Genomic DNA, 16,799 nt, shown 5'->3' with positions numbered 1-16,799 from the left:
CGGGGCACCGCAGAGGGCGGCCCCGGACGGTCCGGAGCCGCCCTCGGAGGCCGCTGCCTGCTGTGGCTTACTTGCTGCGGCTGTAGTTCGGCGCCTCGACCGTCATCTGGATGTCGTGCGGGTGGCTCTCCTTGAGGCCCGCGGAGGTGATCCGGACGAAGCGGCCCTTGGTCTCCATCTCGGCGATGGTGGCGGCACCGACGTAGCCCATGGTCTGGCGCAGACCGCCGACGAGCTGGTGCAGGACGTTGGCGAGCGGGCCCCGGTAGGGGACCTGGCCCTCGATGCCCTCGGGCACGAGCTTGTCGTCGGAGGCGACCTCGGCCTGGAAGTAGCGGTCCTTCGAGTACGACTTGCCCTGGCCGCGGGACTGCATGGCGCCCAGCGAGCCCATGCCGCGGTACGACTTGAACTGCTTGCCGTTGATGAACTGCAGCTCGCCCGGCGACTCCTCGCAGCCCGCCAGCAGGCTGCCCAGCATCACGGTGTCGGCACCGGCGGCGAGCGCCTTGCCGATGTCGCCGGAGTACTGCAGGCCGCCGTCGCCGATCAGGGGCACGCCGGCGGCACGGGCGGCGAGGGACGCCTCGTAGATCGCGGTGACCTGCGGGACGCCGATGCCGGCCACCACACGGGTCGTACAGATGGAGCCGGGGCCCACGCCGACCTTGATGCCGTCGACACCGGCGTCGATCAGGGCCTGGGCGCCGTCACGGGTGGCGACGTTGCCGCCGACGACGTCGACGCCGACGCTGGACTTGATCTTCGACATCCAGCTGAGCGCGTTGCTGTTGTGGCCGTGCGAGGTGTCGACGACGAGGAAGTCCACCCCGGCCTCGGCGAGGGCCTGGGCGCGGTCGAGGGCCTCGGGGCTGGCGCCCACTGCGGCGCCGACGAGCAGCCGCCCCTTCGCGTCCTTGGCGGCGTGCGGGTACTGCTCGGCCTTGACGAAGTCCTTGACCGTGATCAGGCCCTTGAGGACGCCGTCGCCGTCGACCAGCGGAAGCTTCTCGATCTTGTGCCGGCGCAGCAGCTCCATGGCGTCCACGCCGGAGATGCCGACCTGGCCGGTGACCAGCGGCATCGGCGTCATGACCTCGCGCACCCGCCGGGCACGGTCGGTCTCGAAGGCCATGTCGCGGTTGGTGACGATGCCGAGCAGCTTGCCCGCGCCGTCGGTGACCGGGACGCCGCTGATGCGGAACTTGGCGCACAGGGCGTCTGCCTCGCCGAGGGTGGCGTCCGGGTTGATGGTGATGGGGTCGGCCACCATGCCGGACTCGGAGCGCTTGACCAGGTCGACCTGGTTGGCCTGGTCCTCGATGGACAGGTTGCGGTGCAGGACGCCGACGCCGCCCTGGCGGGCCATGGAGATGGCCATCCGGGACTCGGTCACCTTGTCCATGGCCGCGGAGAGCAGCGGGATGTTGACCCGCACGTTGCGGGAGATGCGGGACGAGGTGTCGACCGCGTTCGGAAGCACCGCGGAGGCGCCCGGCAGCAGCAGCACGTCGTCGTAGGTCAGCCCGAGTGTCGCGAATTTCTCGGGCACTCCGTCGACGTTGGCAGTCATGACACCTTCCCCAAATGGCCTTGATCGGTGCGGATGTCCATGCTAACGGGAAGTGGACGTGGCTCATTCCACGATCAAGGAAGCGTGCGACCTTCGTGTTTTCGTACGAGGAGTGCTTCCGCCCTTCGTACGAGAAGTGCTTCCGCGCGGAGCGGGCCGCGACCGGGTGGGTGCCGCCGCGCAGTGCCGCCGCGCGGTCTACTGCTCCGCCAGCGCCCGCAGCCGGCTCAGCGCCCGGTGCTGGGCGACCCGCACGGCCCCCGGTGACATTCCCAACATCTGCCCGGTCTCCTCGGCCGTGAGCCCGACCGCGATGCGGAGCAGGAGCAGTTCGCGCTGGTTCTGGGGGAGGTTGGCCAGCAGTTTCTTGGCCCAGGCGGCGTCGCTGTTGAGCAGCGCCCGCTCCTCGGGGCCCAGCGAGTCGTCCGGGCGCTCGGGCATCTCGTCGGAGGGGACGGCCGTGGAGCCGGGGTGGCGCATCGCGGCGCGCTGGAGGTCGGCGACCTTGTGGGCGGCGATGGCGAAGACGAACGCCTCGAAGGGGCGTCCGGTGTCCTTGTACCGGGGCAGTGCGAGCAGCACCGCGACGCAGACCTCCTGGGCGAGGTCCTCGACGAAGTGCCGGGCGTCGCCGGGCAGCCGGGACAGCCGCGTGCGGCAGTAGCGCAGCGCGAGGGGGTGGACATGGGCGAGCAGGTCGTGCGTGGCCTGCTCGTCCCCGTCTACGGCGCGGTGGACGAGCCCACCGACCGTCCCCTGGTCCGGGGGCGCCTCGTCGTCACGCATCGGTCCATGGTGCCTTGCGGCCGTCCGATCCGTGGCTCCGTGCCCGTTGTTGTGCACCGAAGCGTTATGAGCAGGTGCGCCGGAACTCATCCCCTGCGCCCTCCCCTTCCGCTCGACCGACTCGTCCCCGAGGAACTCCACACCTCAAGGATGCGTCATCCGCGGCGAAACGAGCAGCGGGCATCCGGCGGGTCGCCTTGTCACCCCCGCTCACCTCGCGATAAGCGGGGATCCTCACGTCCCCGACGGGCCCTGCCGGACTCCATCGCACGGGGGTGCCCCTAGCGGACCAGGCCCCAACGGAAGCCGAGCGCCACGGCGTGTGCCCGGTCCGAGGCGCCGAGCTTCTTGAAGAGCCGACGGGCGTGGGTCTTGACGGTGTCCTCGGAGAGGAACAGCTCGCGGCCGATCTCCGCGTTGGAACGGCCGTGGCTCATGCCCTCCAGGACCTGGATCTCACGCGCGGTGAGCGTGGGCGCGGCGCCCATCTCGGCCGAGCGCAGCCGGCGCGGGGCGAGCCGCCAGGTCGGGTCGGCGAGGGCCTGGGTGACGGTGGCGCGCAGTTCGGCGCGCGAGGCGTCCTTGTGCAGGTAGCCGCGGGCACCGGCGGCGACGGCGAGGGCCACGCCGTCCAGGTCCTCGGCGACGGTGAGCATGATGATGCGCGCGCCGGGGTCGGCGGACAGCAGCCGCCGGACGGTCTCGACGCCGCCCAGGCCGGGCATGCGCACGTCCATCAGAATCAGGTCCGAGCGGTCGGCTCCCCAGCGGCGGAGGACTTCCTCGCCGTTGGCAGCCGTCGTCACGCGCTCGACGCCGGGCACGGTCGCGACCGCGCGGCGGAGCGCCTCTCGGGCAAGCGGGGAGTCGTCGCAGACGAGGACGGAAGTCATGGCCGTCCTCCGCAGCTCTTGCGCGTCACGTTGAGCCTCCAGGCTGGTACGAAATCGTCACCTGTGCGGTCGACCGTCCCGGACGCCCGCCCGAGCACTTGTTCCTTCAACCGCCTCCGCACTCTCAACGATGGTCACTCGAAAGAGTTACGGGGCTGAGTGTCGTCTTCGGCACTCTACGTGAGGGGGCGGCCACGCAGCAGACATGCGCGTCGGACCCGCGCCGTTTCATCACAAGCAGTGCCCCATTTAGCCGCTTTTCTTCCACTTGGCTGGTGTCTGCGGCTAGATTCGCAATGAGTCATATTTTCATCTCCTTAGATCGTAGTTGTACGGTCGTGGACACCGTATCCACCCAGAACGGCTACAAGGGGTCACGCAATGGCAGATTTCTCCCGCCTTCCCGGACCGAACGCGGACCTGTGGGACTGGCAGCTCCTGGCTGCGTGCCGCGGGGTGGACAGCTCGCTCTTCTTCCATCCGGAAGGCGAACGCGGTGCGGCACGGAGTGCTCGCGAGAACTCGGCCAAGGAGGTCTGCATGAGGTGCCCGGTCCGTGCCGAGTGCGCGGCGCACGCGCTGGCGGTGCGTGAGCCGTACGGCGTGTGGGGCGGCCTGACCGAGGACGAGCGCGAGGAGCTCATGGGACGGGCCCGCAACCGCCTGGTGGCGGCGGCCTCGGCGTCGGCCGGCGGGGAGGCGGCCTCACCTCACTGAAGGAACGTTTCTCCGGTGAACTCCGGAGGCCGTGGGGCTCCCGACGCGGTCAGCGCGCCGCCGGCTGGCGCGCGCCCGCCCGGGCCAGCTCGTCCAGGGTCGCCGTCACGGCCGGCACCTGGGCCAGGTCGGGCAGGGTGAGCGCGACGATCTCCCGCCGCACGGCCGGCTCCAGCGCGACCGTCCGGGCGCCCCGGGGCCGTACGGACTCGACGGCGAGCTGGGGCAGCACGGCCACGCCGAGCCCGGCGCCGACCAGACCGACCACCGCCGGGTAGTCGTCGGTGGCGAAGTCGATGCGGGGGGTGAAACCGGCCCCCTCGCACACCTCCACCAACTGGCCGCGGCAGCGCGGGCAGCCCGCGATCCAGGACTCCCGGGCCAGCTCCCCGATGGCGACGGCCCCCTCGGTACGGGCGAGCCGGTGCCCCTCGGGGACCAGCGCCACCAGCCGGTCGGTCAGCAGCGGCCGTACGACGAGGTCGTCCCACTCCTCCGCGCCGGCCGCGCCCTCGTAGCGGAAGGCGAGCGCCACGTCGCAGTCGCCCTCGCGCAGCAGCTCGACGGACTTCGGCGGCTCGGCCTCCTCCAGGGAGACCCGGGTGCCGGGGTGCGCGGCGCGCAGCGCGGCCAGGGCGGTGGGCACGAGGGTGGAACTGCCGCTGGGGAAGGAGACCAGCCGCACCCGCCCGGCGCGCAGCCCGGCGATCGCGGCGACCTCCTCCTCGGCCGCCGTGAGCCCGGCGATGATCCCCGCGGCGTGCCGCACCAGCGCCTCGCCGGCCTGGGTCAGCCGCATCTCGCGCCCGGTGCGCACGAGCAGGGGGGTGCCGACGGAGGCCTCCAGGGCCTTCATCTGCTGGCTGACGGCGGGCTGCGTGCAGCCCAGCTCACGCCCCGCGGCGGAGAAGGAACCGGTCGATGCCACGGCGCGCAGCACGCGGAGATGACGAGCCTCGATCACACCCCCGAGGATAAGCGACCCTTTGACCGGACGCCGAATAACGCGTCGACGCTTTGACCGTGCATGACCTACCGTGCTCGCATGCACCTTCCCGCCATGAGGCTCCTCTCCGTCAACCTGGGCCGCGCGAAGGCCGTGCCGTACACGGACCAGCCCGAGGGCGTCACCGGCATCGACAAGCGGCCCGCCGACGGGCCCGTGCGGGTGGCGGCGCCCGGGACGAAGGGCTTCGGCGCGAGCGGCCTGGCCGGCGACAGCGTCTGCGACACGCGGCACCACGGCGGCGACGACCAGGCGGTGTACGCGATGGCGCGCGAGGACCTGGACGCCTGGGAGCGCGAACTGGGCCGGGACCTGCCGGACGGCTCGTTCGGCGAGAACCTCACCACCACGGGCCTGGACCTGGCCGGCGCTCTCATCGGCGAGCGCTGGCGGATCGGCCCGGAGCTGCTCCTGGAGGTGACGTCCGGGCGCATTCCCTGCCGTACCTTCCAGGGCCACATGGGTGAGCGGCGCTGGGTGAAGCGCTTCACGGAGAAGGGACGGCCGGGCGCCTACTTCCGTGTCCTCGAACCCGGTGAGATCCGCGCGGGCGACCCGGTGCGGATCGTGCACCGGCCCGCGCACGAGGTGACGGTGGCCGTGCAGTTCCGCGCGGTGACGACCCAGCGGGAGCTGCTCCCCCGGCTGCTCGCGGCGGGCGACGCGCTGCACCCGGAGGCGCTGGCGTCGGCGCGGAAGTACGTGGCGGAGTACGGCGCCTGAGCGAAGCGGAGGTACTCGGTCCGCCCCCGTGGTCCGGCGCCCTAACCTTGCGCCATGACAACGGCATTGATTACGGGATCGACGGCGGGCCTCGGTGCCGCGTTCGCGCGCCGGCTGGCGGCCGACGGACACGACCTGGTGCTCGTGGCCCGCGACACCAAGCGGCTGCGGGAACAGGCCACCGAGCTGCACGACCGGCACGGCATCGAGGCGGAGGTGCTGACGGCGGACCTGTCGACGGACGCCGGCATCGACGCGGTCGCCGCCCGGCTGGGAGACGGCAGGAACCCCGTCGACCTGCTGATCAACAACGCCGGCTTCGGCAACAAGGGCCGTTTCCTCGATGTCCCCATGGCCGACGAACTGACCATGCTCAAGGTGCACTGCGAGGCGGTGCTCCGGCTGACCTCGGCCGCGGCGGCGGCGATGCGGGAACGGGGCCGCGGCGGCGTCGTCAACGTGGCCTCGGTCGCCGCCTTCGTCCCGCGCGGCACCTACGGCGCCTCCAAGGCGTGGGTCGTGCAGTTCACCCAGGGCGTGGCGAAGGACCTGGCCGGCAGCGGCGTACGCCTGATGGCCCTGGCCCCGGGCTTCGTGCGCACGGAGTTCCACCAGCGCGCCGGCATGGGCACGGACAACATCCCGAACTGGATGTGGCTCGACGCGGACAAGGTCGTCGCGGCGGCCCTCACCGACCTCTCCCGCGGCAAGTCCCTGTCGGTCCCGGACCCCCGCTACAAGACCCTGATGGGCGCGGCGAAGCTGGTGCCGCGCGGCCTGCTGGGCGGGATCACGTCGCGGACGGGGCGGAAGTACGGGCCGCAGTGAGGGTGAGAGGCGATGGAGTGCGGGCTGCGGGGACGGTGGAGCGCGCTGCCGTCGTGGACGAGATGGGTTCTCACGGCCTACGTGACCGGCTTCCTGGAGGGCACGGGTGCTCACACCGTGGACCTGGTCCGTGGCGGCATCCACGCCTATGCGGCGTTTCCTCAGATCGCGCTGCAGACGTTCTTCATCAGCCTGGTGGTCCTCGATCCTCTGACCGCCGTGTTGTTGGGGCTTGTGCGGCGGGGAGGAGTCTGGCTGGCGGGTGCCGTGATGGCATTGGACGTCGGCGCGAACTGGTGGGGCAACCGGCACTGGCTGACGGACGCTCCCGCGCAGTTGGTTCGCTTGCTGCCCATCACCGCCTTCGGCCTGTTCGTCGTCGCGTTCGCGGTGCCCTTGCACCACATGCTTGCCGGAGCGTCCAGCCGTTCACCGGCGGCACCGCCCTCGGCCTGACGGCTCGCTCTCCGAAGAGCCGTCGGTCGGCGGCCCGCGGGCAACACATTTCCGCTTTCTGTAACGGGGGCTGTCGACCCACGGTGATCGGGCTCCCGTGCGCCGTAATCTGTCCGACGACAGGCCTGGGGGCAGGGGAGGACATGTCAATTTCGGACAACGATGCCGATCGCATTGAAAATCGCGCAATCGGCATCTATCGACTGCTTTCCCGACTTGGCCCAGGAGGCATGGGAGAGGTCTACTTGGCCCACTCCCCGTCGGGTCGCCGTGTGGCCGTAAAGGCGGTGCACTCACAGTTGGCGGAGGATCCTCAATTCCGGGCTCGCTTCCGGCAAGAGGTGGCGGCCGCACGGCGCGTCAGCGGGGCTTTCACCGCCCTGGTGGTCGATGCCGATCCAGATGCTCAATAACCCTGGATGGCCACTGTTTACGTCCCTTCCCCGACCCTTTCGAAACACATTCAGAACAACGGCCCCATGCCCGCGGAAGATCTGTGGCGACTCTTTGCCGGGCTGGCCGAAGCCTTGCGTGACATTCATCACACCGAGATGATCCGCCGGGATATAAAGCCCAGCAATGTACTCATTACCGATGACGGCCCAGGGATCATCGATTTCGGTATCGCCAAGGCCATTGGCCGCAATGCGAGCGAGATTCGCACTCAAACCGGCCAGGTGATCGGAACACCGCCATTCATGGCTCCCGAGCAGTGGCAGGTCCCGCCGACGATCAGCCCGGCCACCGATGTCTTCGCGCTCGGTTCCCTCCTGGTCTACGCGGCCACCGGACACGGGCCCTTCGACGCGGATCACCCTTACGTACCGCCTACCAGATCGTCCATCACGAACCCGACCTGGGCTCCCTGCCCGATCCCCTGCGGGACGTCGTCGAAAGGTGCCTGGACAAGAACCCGGCCTCTCGACCCACCCCGGATGAACTGCTTGCCGTGGCGCACGGTCGCCGCACCACCCGTACGGCGCAGGACACGACGGACCCGAGTCCGGCCGGCACGCGCCACCTGCGGCGCAGCAAACGCGGTCTCACCCGTGTCCTCACGTCCGGACTCGCGGCCGTCGGCCTGCTGGCCGCCGGGGTCCCCGCGGCGCTGAACTGACTGCACGAATCGCCGGAGGGGACCGCCACCTCCGGCGCCGGATACAACGCCGCCACGGAGGGAGTCGTCAACACGTCGGTCGCCAAGGGCGGCACGCTGCGGTTCGGCGCCACCCAGGAGGCCGACTCCTGGGACCCTCAGCGCTCCTACTACGCGTTCGTGTGGAGAACTTCGCCCGTTACTACACCCGCCAATTGGTCACCTTCGCTCCCCAGCCGGGGAGCAGAAGCACCACTCTGGTGCCCGACCTTGCCGCAGGGCTGGCCAAAGTGTCGGACGGTGGCACGACCTACACCTACACACTTCGTGACGGCATCACGTGGGAGGACGGCTCGCCGATCACGTCACAGGACATCAAGTACGGCATCGAGCGGAACTGGGCCAGTGATGTCGTCTCCGGCGGCCCTGCCCGCCTCCAAACGGTCCTCGACCCACAGAAGACCAAGGACCAGGATCCGCAGAAGTTGGGCCTCCGGGCCGTCGAGACCCCTGACAGCAAGACGATCGTCTTCCACCTGCCCGAGCCGAACGGCGACTTCGAGGAGATGCTGGCTCTGCCGATGGCGTCCCCCGTCAAAAGGGAGCGTGGCACCGGCAGCGTGTACGAGCTGAGACCTTTTTCCTCGGGCCCGTACAAACTCGATTCGTACGACCCTCACCACGAGCTGGTCCTCGTCCGCAACGAACATTGGAACGAGGAGTCGGACCGGATCCGGCCAGCGCTTCCCGATCGCATCGATGTGACCTTCGTACCCAATGCGAACGACATGGACAAGCGACTCCTCAGTGGAGAATCGACCTCGCCCTGAACGGAACGGGTCTCAGCCGGTCCGCCATATCCAAGGCACAGGGAAGTGCCGATCTCAAGGGACATCTGGACAACCCGAGCACCGGGTACATCCGGTATGCAGCCCTCCCACAGTCGGTCGCGCCAATGGAAAACATCCATTGCCGCAAGGCCGTCATCTTCGCCGCAGACAACGGGGAGCTTCAAACTGCCCGGGGCGGGCCGATCGTCGGTGGCGACATCGCCCCCAACATGCTCCCTCCGTCCATCATAGGATCCGATCCTTCCGACGATCCTTACGGTGCGCTCGAGAAGAAGGGAAAACCGGACCTGGAGAAAGCCAGGAAGGAACTCCGGGCGTGCGGCAAGCCGAACGGCTTTTCTACGACCATTGCCGTGCGCAAAAACATACCGGTAGAGGTTGACACCGTCCTAGCCTTGCAAAAGCAGTTGAAGGAAGTCAACATCAGCACCACGATCGACCGGATCGACGGGTCCGCGCCCTTTGATGTCATCGAGTCGGCCCAGGCGGTGAAGGACAGGGGCTACGGCATCGTCCTCATGGGGTTCGCAGCAGACTTCCCCACGGGCCAGGGGTTCCTTCGGCCCTTGGTCGACGGGCGCTTCATCCTATAGGAGGGCAACAACAACTACACCCGAGCTCAACGACCCGGAGACCAACGCCCTGTTCGGCGACGCGATCGCCGAGCAGGATCCGATCAAGGCGGGAGGCATCTACCAGCAGATCAACCGAAAGTCTCCGACAATGCGGTGTACCTGCCCATCACCTACGAGAAGATCCTCATGTGGCGTGGCCCCCGATTGACCAACGCGTATACGGCGGACTCCTACTACAGTCGCTATGACTACGTTTCGTTGGGCGTGAAATAGCAGAACGCTTGAGCAGCCGCTGCCTGTGTCGCCACTACAGCAGGCATCACGTGGCGACCCGGGGCACACCTCCCTTGCGGCCCACACCGAAGGCGATGCGGTAGACGTCCGGGAGGTCGATGCGATCGTCCCGGCGGCGGCGCATCACGCCCAGCGCGATCAGTTCCTCGATCAGCAGTTTGGGGTCCTCGGGGTAGCGGGGACCGGTCCGAACTCTGATGTCGTCCTCATCCGCGTGGGGCTCGTGCCGCTCGGCCAGCTTGCGCAGTTCATCCGCGAGATGGGACTCCTGCCAGAGTGCCTCGACCTTCGCCTGCTCGATGGGCACCTGATGCCCGGCAAGTGGCCCGATGGCCGACATCACCCACGGCATGTCCTCGCTGACCTCGGTGACGCGAGTCTCGGAAGCCTTCTGCACTCCGCGTCGGATGCCCTCGTGGTGCAGCGCGTACTCGTGCCCGGCGTACTGACCCCGGGTCTCCGACAGAGCCTTCTGCAAGGCACTGAGGAAGCTGCGCGGGCTGACCTGCTCCACGCCGTCCATGAGGTGGTTGGGCAACCATGTGAAGGTGTGGCCCTTGCGGAAGTTCGAGCCCATGTAAGGCCCCGCGATCAGCGTGAACTGTTCCGCCTGGAACTGCTCGTCGCCGCTCAGCAGCGCGGGCGGGACATGACGCCGGCCGTCCGCCTCACTCTGCCAGCCGCCCGTCAGCTGCCGGAAACGGGACGCCGACTCGCTGTCGTGGTTGCCGAGGGTGTGGAAGAGAAGGCCATAGAGGTTGGCGCGTGACCAGGTCAGTGCCGCCGCGTTGGAAGTCAGCTTGGAAGCGTCCGGAAAGTGCAGCAACGCGCCGTCGTACATGTCCGGACGGATGAACACCTTGAAGCGGATGCTGCGCGTGCCCAAGCGCATGGCGAGAGCCAGTTCCATGATGCCTCCCACCAGGCGGTCGGCCTGAGCCCGCACCCGGTGCAGGTGTTCCAAGGCGTCGAAGAGGATGAGATGCGTGACGCCCTGCCGTTGTGCTTCATGGTCCGCGTTCTGCACGGTGCGCTCAGCCGCGCCGGGATTGGCGCGCACCCAATGAGCCTTGTCCCGCCACTCGGGCAGCTTTCGCAGCTCCGGCTGGCCGAAAGCAGTCAGCACGACGGCGTACCAGAGGTCGTAGGGCCGGACGCCCTCCTCGACCAGTTGCCGCAGTGTGCCCGGGCCGGGATAGAGGTCATGCCGCAGGGCGGCTCCGAAGCCTTGCGACACGGTCACCCGCCGCAGCCGCTCGATGCCATACTCCTGCGCGGCCACCTTGCGCAGCGACTCGTTGAGGAGCGAGCGGTACCAGAACGTCTTGCCGACGCCGCGGCCGCCGCGGACCACCGTGCTGTCGACGTACAGAGCCGCCCGGTGGGTGTCCGGGGTGAACAGGCTCTCGACCCTCGGCTCCACCGTGTCGGCATCCGAGGCCTCCGGGAGGGCGCCGGCCAGCAACTCGCGGTATTCCTCGACGCTCAGGGGGGCGGTCATCTCGGTCCTTCGCTGGTCTGCGGGTCGGCGGTGATCAGGAGCGTAGCGGTGGGGAGAAACTCCCGGTACGCCGCCTGTACGAAGGCCCGACCCTGCCATCCAGGGGAGGTGACCAGGTCGAGCCCGACCAGACCCGGTTCGAAGAGGATCGGAACAGGGTGGTGCGGTGCCGCCTCGTCCTCGAGGGAAGGGGAGAACGCGTCGGAGACGAACTCGTCGACTCCAGCGGGGACGTCGTCATAAAGCTGAGCGAAGCACTCCCAGGCGTGATCCCGGAACGACTGGAGGTAGGCACCCTCGGGCGAGTCCGGAACCATTGATGCAACCATGCGCAGCTTCTCGCGCACGGCTGGTGCCTGCCCGGAGGAGAGCCAAGCCGCGAAGAGATCCCCATATCCCTGCCAGGACTGCTCGTTGTCCGTGCCGAACAGCAGGGCGAGGTCGCACAGGCGGGAGATGGCGACTGCAGCGATGTCATGGATGCCGGCGCGGCTGTCGAGGAGGACAACATCGGGGCGGCGTCCGCTTTCGCTTTCTCGGGCGACCACGTCCTCGCAGGCGCGGACGGCCTGCTCCAGCCGGTCGGCGAAGTCCGCGCCCGGCACACCGGCATAGGCGCGGCTGAGCTTGTCGACGTAGGCGTAGGGGACACCGGGCGTGCCACAGCCGCGGGCCGGTGCCACCCACAGCTCGCCCCGACCGCCTTGCGGTGTGTAGCCGGAGCGGATGACGTGGTCCAGGCCGTCGGCATTGCTCACGGCCGACTCGACGAGGTAATCGATCACGCCGTGGGGAGGCAGGTCGGCCCCGGCGGCCACCAGTGTGCCGACGCCTGGGGACTCCAGGTCCAGGTCGACAACGAGGACGATGTGTCCCTGGTCGGCGAGGTGGCGGGCCAGCACCGCGGTGGCTGTACTCCGGCCAACGCCGCCCTTGAAGCCGTAGAGCGCGGTGCGGTGGGTGCGGGAGCCGTCCGCTTCGGGAGCGGGGGTGGAGACCTGCGCCCATTCCTCGCCCACCACGGTGTTGTCAAGGATGCGGACCCTGCCGGTGGGTCGCTGCGGGTCGGGTACTGCACGCGCGGAGTCCAACAGGACGTCGGCCGAAAAGAGTCCAGAGGCGCGAAGGAGGGGCCGCTCGGAGGCGTAGGGACCGAGAGCCTGTGCGAGCCGGGGCCCGTATTCCGCTTCCAGGTTTTCCAGGGGCGGCGGGAGCGGCTGCGTGCGGTCGTCGACGAGGAGAGTGAACCGGCCCAGGACATCGCGAACGGCCAGCACCTCGGCCCCGCCCGCCGCCATCTCGTGGGCGAGGGAGAGAGCGCGTGGGCGCGCCTCGGCGAAACGGATGGGTCCGCCGACCGGTTCGAGGGCGATAGTCACGGCAGCCTTCCGGTGATCAGTGCCTGTTCGTGCAGGGCCAGTAGGTTCTGTGCCACGGTACGCCGTCGGCCCACATCAGCCTCGACGACCTCGCTGCCGTCGAGGTAGCGGTGCTCGACCCGCCAGGTGTCGAAGGCGGACAGGCCGCTAAGGGCCGTGGTCAGCGGGGAGGCCGTCCTGCCGTGGGTGAGGAGGGCGATGTCGGTGGCGACCCAGGGCAGGTGGCTGTAGTAACGCGTCTTGCCGGTCTTCGGATCCTTGAGATAGGGCCTGTTCGACCGTTTGCCACCCGGCTTATCGGGGTCCATGGTGACGGCCGTGAAGCGGAGCAGCAGGCTCTTGAGAGCACATTCCACAGCGACGCCGAAGTGGTGGTCGGCGTTCGGCAGCCGCGCACCGTCCATCAGGAAGACAGCGTCCTCGTAGTGACGCAGGGCTGCGTGGGCGAAGTGGTGTTCTTCTGAATTCACCGGCACGGCACGGATCTTAGGACGGGTTTCGCCCGGATGGCCCAACCCCGGATCACGGAGGGGCTCGTCACCCGAACGTGTGGACCAGCCGGATCCCTCCCCGGCCGGGCGGACGGGCGGCATAGCGTCGGATGGCTGCGCCCGCGGCGGGCGGGAGGTCGCAGGTTCGGCTGGGGAGAGGGCGGCATCGCGTGAGTGCGGGCACTGGTGACCGGGGCGGGCTGTTCATGGACGGCACCGGCGGGGGGCGTACGGAGCGGGTGACAAGGGGGCGGGGGGCCACAGGCGGCGGAGGGACGGTGCTGTTCTCGGACGCTCCCGGCGGGGTGCCGTCGGCGGTCCCGGCCTCGCCCCGCTCCGGGGCCGCTCCCGTCCCGCACGCCCGGCCCGCCCCGCGGCCCCGGCCCGGCGCTGCCCCGGCCCGGTCCCGGAAGGCGGGGCGATGGGCGAAGGTCGCGCAGCGGATCGTGCCGGACGATCTCCGGCCCGAGTCCTTGCGCGTGGAGCTGACCGAGCTGGGGGACGCGTTCCGCGCGTACCAGCGGCGGCCCGAGCCGGATCTCGCCGTCCTCGCCGCACTGCACGACCGCAAGGCGCGTGCCTTCGCCCGGTGGGCCGACGTCACCGGCGACCCGTCGCTGCGCGAGGAGGCGGACCGGGCCGCCACGGCCGCGCGGACCACCCGCGAGATGGACCTCAACCGCCGGGGCGTCCCCGTGGACGGGGAGACGGTGGTCGAGCGGCTGCTGACGCGCGGTCAGGGCGCGCATGCCCGCCGGGTGCTGGAGCACGTCCGCGTGGACTCCCCGCTCCCCGGGGCCGAGGCGCGGCTCGCGGTGCTGATGCTCACCCTGCGGGCCGCCCGCGCCGGTACCGGGAACGTCACCGGGCAGGACCTCGTCGGCTGGCTCGGGGCGGACGCCGAGCGGGTGCTCCAGGCGCTGGTCGACGCCGGCTGGCTGCGGCTGCCGCAGGACGCCACCGCCGAGGAGACGCTGCTGTCCCGCCCCGAGGAGCCCGCCCGGGTCACGATCACCACGCTGGTGCCCACCGCGCCCCGACCGTTCCACTTCGGCAAGGTGACCCGGGCGAGGCTCTCGGGCTGGGCGCAGAAGGTGGTGGGCGACCGGAAGCTGCGGAAGAAGAAGGCGGGCGCCGCCGCCAGGCTCCTCGCGGTGTACACGGCGGGCCACAGCCGTCCCGACGGGAGTCTGGGAGGCGCGGGCGGGGAGGACGGCCTCGCGCTGGACGCGGTCGCCCAGTTCTGCGGTCTGCGGCCCGAGGAGGTCGCCGAGCACGCCGGACTGCTGTGCGCCGCCGGCTGGCTCGCGGAGGAGGCCGACGTCTCCGGGGGACGGCTGCGGGGGCGGCTCGCCGAGCGCGTCCTGCCGCTGAGCGGCCTGCTGTGACGGCTTCCGGGTGACGGAATCCCCCGGGGGGGACTACTGCGCGGCCGGCCACGACGGCGCGGCGTCCGGCACGAGAACCCGGTGGGCAGGCACACCGGTCCGGCCCCGGTGCCCCGACGCGACGGTGCCCGGTCCCCCCGCGGGGGGACCGGGCACCGTCGGGATCGGCTCAGCTCAGCGCAGCGCTCAGTGGGCGTGCCCGTGGCCGTGGCCCGCGGCGGCCGGCTCTTCCTCTTCCTTCTTCTCGACGACCAGGGTCTCGGTCGTCAGCAGGAGGGAGGCGATGGAGGCGGCGTTCTCCAGGGCGGAGCGGGTGACCTTCACCGGGTCGATGACGCCGGCCTTGACCAGGTCGCCGTACTCGCCGGTGGCGGCGTTGAAGCCCTGGCCCTTGTCGAGCTCGGCGACCTTGGAGGTGATGACGTAACCCTCCAGGCCGGCGTTCTCGGCGATCCAGCGCAGCGGCTCGACGGCGGCGCGGCGGACGACCGAGACACCGGTGGCCTCGTCGCCGGTCTTGCCGAGGTTGTCCTCGAGCACCTTGACGGCGTGGACCAGCGCGGAGCCACCACCGGAGACGATGCCCTCCTCGACCGCGGCGCGGGTCGCGGAGATGGCGTCCTCCAGACGGTGCTTGCGCTCCTTCAGCTCCACCTCGGTGGCGGCGCCGACCTTGATCACGCACACGCCGCCGGCCAGCTTCGCGAGGCGCTCCTGGAGCTTCTCGCGGTCCCAGTCGGAGTCCGTGGCCTCGATCTCGGCCTTGATCTGGTTGATGCGGCCCTCGACCTCGTCGCGCTTGCCGGCACCGTCGACGATCGTGGTGTCGTCCTTGGTGACGGTGACGCGGCGGGCGGTGCCGAGCACGTCCAGGCCGACCTGGTCGAGCTTGAGGCCGACCTCCTCGGAGATGACCGTGGCGCCGGTGAGGACGGCCATGTCCTGCAGCATCGCCTTGCGGCGGTCGCCGAAGCCGGGGGCCTTGACGGCCACCGCGTTGAAGGTGCCGCGGATCTTGTTGACGACGAGGGTGGAGAGCGCCTCGCCCTCCAGGTCCTCGGCGATGATCAGCAGCGGCTTGGAGGCGTTGGCCTGGATGACCTTCTCCAGCAGCGGCAGCAGGTCCGCGATGGAGGAGATCTTGCCCTGGTTGATCAGGATGTACGGGTCGTCGAGGACGGCCTCCATGCGCTCCTGGTCCGTCACGAAGTACGGCGACAGGTAGCCCTTGTCGAAGGCCATGCCCTCGGTGAAGTCCAGCTCCAGACCGAAGGTGTTGGACTCCTCGACGGTGATGACGCCGTCCTTGCCGACCTTGTCCATCGCCTCGGCGATCAGCTCGCCGACCTGCTGGTCCTGGGCGGACAGCGCGGCCACGGCGGCGATGTCGGACTTCTCGTCGATCGGGCGGGCAGTGGCGAGGAGGTCCTCGGACACGGCGGCGACGGCCGCGTCGATGCCCTTCTTGAGCAGCGCCGGGGAGGCACCCGCGGCGACGTTCTTCAGGCCCTCGCGCACCAGCGCCTGGGCGAGCACGGTGGCGGTGGTGGTGCCGTCACCCGCGATGTCGTTGGTCTTGGTCGCCACCTCCTTCACGAGCTGGGCGCCGAGGTTCTCGTACGGGTCCTCGACCTCGACCTCGCGGGCGATGGTGACGCCGTCGTTGGTGATGGTGGGGGCGCCGAACTTCTTGTCGATGACGACGTTGCGGCCCTTGGGGCCGATCGTCACCTTCACCGTGTCGGCAAGCTTGTTGACGCCGCGCTCGAGGGCGCGACGGGCGTCCTCGTCGAACTTCAGGATCTTCGCCATGGGAGCGTGAGCCCTCTTCCGGAAATCTTGGGGTTAAACGGCAACTGCGCCCCCGACGCCCGGCTTTTTATGGTCGCGGGAGCCAGGGGCGCAGCAGGAAAGCAAGGTGCTTCGGTGAACTACTTCTCGACGATCGCGAGCACGTCGCGGGCCGAGAGGACGAGGTACTCCTCGCCGTTGTACTTCACCTCGGTGCCGCCGTACTTGCTGTAGAGCACGACGTCGCCGACGCTGACGTCGAGCGGAAGACGGTTGCCGTCCTCGAAGCGGCCCGGGCCCACGGCCAGGACGACGCCCTCCTGGGGCTTCTCCTTGGCGGTGTCCGGAATGACCAGGCCCGAAGCCGTGGTCTGCTCGGCGTCGAGCGGCTGGACCACGATGCGGTCCTCGAGCGGCTTGATGGCAACCTTGGAGCTGGCGGTCGTCACGA

The 16,799-nt window shown here is 69.7% G+C and carries 17 protein-coding genes and 1 pseudogene; 9 read left to right on the top strand and 9 right to left on the bottom strand.

Going from position 1 to position 16,799, the window contains the following annotated elements:
- Nucleotides 1–67 precede the first annotated feature (67 nt).
- The 3 genes from guaB to Sdi02f_RS08560 form a co-directional block, all read right to left on the bottom strand.
- Entirely contained in the window at nt 68–1,573 is a 1,506-nt protein-coding gene (gene guaB, locus Sdi02f_RS08570; protein WP_030400272.1) for an IMP dehydrogenase, read from the bottom strand.
- 198 nt (nt 1,574–1,771) lie between these two features.
- On the bottom strand, nt 1,772–2,359 hold the full coding sequence (locus tag Sdi02f_RS08565; RefSeq protein ID WP_030400271.1) for a sigma-70 family RNA polymerase sigma factor: 588 nt from the start codon (nt 2,357–2,359) through the stop codon (nt 1,772–1,774).
- A 281-nt stretch (nt 2,360–2,640) separates the two neighbouring features.
- Nucleotides 2,641–3,252, bottom strand: a complete 612-nt coding sequence (locus Sdi02f_RS08560; RefSeq protein ID WP_003948568.1) for a response regulator transcription factor — start codon at nt 3,250–3,252, stop codon at nt 2,641–2,643.
- 381 nt (nt 3,253–3,633) lie between these two features.
- On the opposite strand from Sdi02f_RS08560, the gene Sdi02f_RS08555 reads away from it, so the two are divergent.
- On the top strand, nt 3,634–3,969 hold the full coding sequence (locus Sdi02f_RS08555) for a WhiB family transcriptional regulator (protein WP_030400270.1): 336 nt from the start codon (nt 3,634–3,636) through the stop codon (nt 3,967–3,969).
- Nucleotides 3,970–4,018: 49 nt separating this feature from the next.
- Here the strand turns inward: Sdi02f_RS08555 and Sdi02f_RS08550 are convergent, their stop codons facing one another.
- Nucleotides 4,019–4,933, bottom strand: coding sequence for a LysR family transcriptional regulator (locus tag Sdi02f_RS08550; protein WP_030400269.1), 915 nt, complete (start codon nt 4,931–4,933; stop codon nt 4,019–4,021).
- A gap of 96 nt (nt 4,934–5,029) precedes the next feature.
- On the opposite strand from Sdi02f_RS08550, the gene Sdi02f_RS08545 reads away from it, so the two are divergent.
- The 7 genes and pseudogenes from Sdi02f_RS08545 to Sdi02f_RS36695 all read left to right on the top strand — a co-directional run bounded on the left by Sdi02f_RS08545 (nt 5,030) and on the right by Sdi02f_RS36695 (nt 9,522).
- Nucleotides 5,030–5,698 carry an MOSC domain-containing protein gene (locus Sdi02f_RS08545; RefSeq protein ID WP_174843335.1) on the top strand — a complete coding sequence of 223 codons (669 nt, stop codon included), beginning with the start codon at nt 5,030–5,032 and terminating at the stop codon, nt 5,696–5,698.
- A 54-nt stretch (nt 5,699–5,752) separates the two neighbouring features.
- A complete protein-coding gene (locus Sdi02f_RS08540) occupies nt 5,753–6,526 on the top strand; it encodes an SDR family NAD(P)-dependent oxidoreductase (protein WP_030400267.1) in 774 nt (257 codons plus the stop codon).
- Between the two features lie 81 nt (nt 6,527–6,607).
- Nucleotides 6,608–6,982 carry a hypothetical protein gene (locus Sdi02f_RS08535; protein WP_234436647.1) on the top strand — a complete coding sequence of 125 codons (375 nt, stop codon included), beginning with the start codon at nt 6,608–6,610 and terminating at the stop codon, nt 6,980–6,982.
- 143 nt (nt 6,983–7,125) lie between these two features.
- Nucleotides 7,126–7,931, top strand: a pseudogene (locus Sdi02f_RS08530) (serine/threonine-protein kinase); the annotation flags it as partial.
- The gene (locus Sdi02f_RS36335; RefSeq protein ID WP_234436649.1) at nt 7,932–8,099 is read left to right on the top strand and encodes a hypothetical protein; all 168 of its coding nucleotides are present in this window, start codon (nt 7,932–7,934) and stop codon (nt 8,097–8,099) included.
- A gap of 161 nt (nt 8,100–8,260) precedes the next feature.
- Nucleotides 8,261–8,908, top strand: a complete 648-nt coding sequence (locus tag Sdi02f_RS36700; RefSeq protein ID WP_267888319.1) for an ABC transporter substrate-binding protein — start codon at nt 8,261–8,263, stop codon at nt 8,906–8,908.
- Nucleotides 8,893–9,522, top strand: coding sequence for an ABC transporter substrate-binding protein (locus Sdi02f_RS36695; RefSeq protein WP_267888320.1), 630 nt, complete (start codon nt 8,893–8,895; stop codon nt 9,520–9,522). Before Sdi02f_RS36700 ends, Sdi02f_RS36695 begins: the two co-directional genes overlap by 16 nt.
- 301 nt (nt 9,523–9,823) lie before the next feature.
- Here the strand turns inward: Sdi02f_RS36695 and Sdi02f_RS08520 are convergent, their stop codons facing one another.
- Genes Sdi02f_RS08520 through Sdi02f_RS08510 form a run of 3 tightly spaced genes read right to left on the bottom strand, consistent with a single transcriptional unit; the run spans nt 9,824 to nt 13,154 of the window.
- Nucleotides 9,824–11,299 carry a hypothetical protein gene (locus Sdi02f_RS08520; RefSeq protein ID WP_053662845.1) on the bottom strand — a complete coding sequence of 492 codons (1,476 nt, stop codon included), beginning with the start codon at nt 11,297–11,299 and terminating at the stop codon, nt 9,824–9,826.
- Entirely contained in the window at nt 11,296–12,678 is a 1,383-nt protein-coding gene (locus Sdi02f_RS08515; protein WP_234436646.1) for a KGGVGR-motif variant AAA ATPase, read from the bottom strand. Before Sdi02f_RS08515 ends, Sdi02f_RS08520 begins: the two co-directional genes overlap by 4 nt.
- Nucleotides 12,675–13,154, bottom strand: a complete 480-nt coding sequence (locus Sdi02f_RS08510) for a hypothetical protein (protein ID WP_053662843.1) — start codon at nt 13,152–13,154, stop codon at nt 12,675–12,677. The genes Sdi02f_RS08515 and Sdi02f_RS08510 overlap by 4 nt, the downstream gene beginning before the upstream one ends.
- Nucleotides 13,155–13,615: 461 nt before the next feature.
- Here Sdi02f_RS08510 and Sdi02f_RS08505 point away from each other — a divergent pair, with 461 nt between their 5' ends.
- Nucleotides 13,616–14,557 carry a hypothetical protein gene (locus Sdi02f_RS08505; RefSeq protein ID WP_245962164.1) on the top strand — a complete coding sequence of 314 codons (942 nt, stop codon included), beginning with the start codon at nt 13,616–13,618 and terminating at the stop codon, nt 14,555–14,557.
- A 186-nt stretch (nt 14,558–14,743) separates the two neighbouring features.
- On the opposite strand, the gene groL is transcribed toward Sdi02f_RS08505, so the two are convergent.
- A complete protein-coding gene (gene groL, locus Sdi02f_RS08500) occupies nt 14,744–16,369 on the bottom strand; it encodes a chaperonin GroEL (protein ID WP_030400265.1) in 1,626 nt (541 codons plus the stop codon).
- 119 nt (nt 16,370–16,488) lie between these two features.
- Complete coding sequence (gene groES, locus Sdi02f_RS08495) at nt 16,489–16,797, bottom strand: co-chaperone GroES (protein ID WP_019329594.1); 309 nt, start codon at nt 16,795–16,797, stop codon at nt 16,489–16,491.
- Nucleotides 16,798–16,799 lie beyond the last annotated feature (2 nt).

It is taken from the genome of Streptomyces ardesiacus, from assembly GCF_003112575.1.
Lineage (GTDB): Bacteria > Actinomycetota > Actinomycetes > Streptomycetales > Streptomycetaceae > Streptomyces > Streptomyces ardesiacus.
The sequence above is the reverse complement of the archived record's forward strand: the minus strand, read 5'-3'. Positions and strand labels throughout refer to the sequence as shown.

Excerpts from the sequence above, each read along its gene's own strand:
- guaB (WP_030400272.1), bottom strand. The coding sequence starts at position 1,573 with ATGACTGCCAACGTCGACGGAGTGCCCGAGAAATTCGCGACACTCGGG.
- Sdi02f_RS08565 (WP_030400271.1), bottom strand. The coding sequence starts at position 2,359 with ATGCGTGACGACGAGGCGCCCCCGGACCAGGGGACGGTCGGTGGGCTC.
- Sdi02f_RS08560 (WP_003948568.1), bottom strand. The coding sequence starts at position 3,252 with ATGACTTCCGTCCTCGTCTGCGACGACTCCCCGCTTGCCCGAGAGGCG.
- Sdi02f_RS08555 (WP_030400270.1), top strand. The coding sequence starts at position 3,634 with ATGGCAGATTTCTCCCGCCTTCCCGGACCGAACGCGGACCTGTGGGAC.
- Sdi02f_RS08545 (WP_174843335.1), top strand. The coding sequence starts at position 5,030 with ATGAGGCTCCTCTCCGTCAACCTGGGCCGCGCGAAGGCCGTGCCGTAC.
- Sdi02f_RS08540 (WP_030400267.1), top strand. The coding sequence starts at position 5,753 with ATGACAACGGCATTGATTACGGGATCGACGGCGGGCCTCGGTGCCGCG.
- Sdi02f_RS08520 (WP_053662845.1), bottom strand. The coding sequence starts at position 11,299 with ATGACCGCCCCCCTGAGCGTCGAGGAATACCGCGAGTTGCTGGCCGGC.
- groL (WP_030400265.1), bottom strand. The coding sequence starts at position 16,369 with ATGGCGAAGATCCTGAAGTTCGACGAGGACGCCCGTCGCGCCCTCGAG.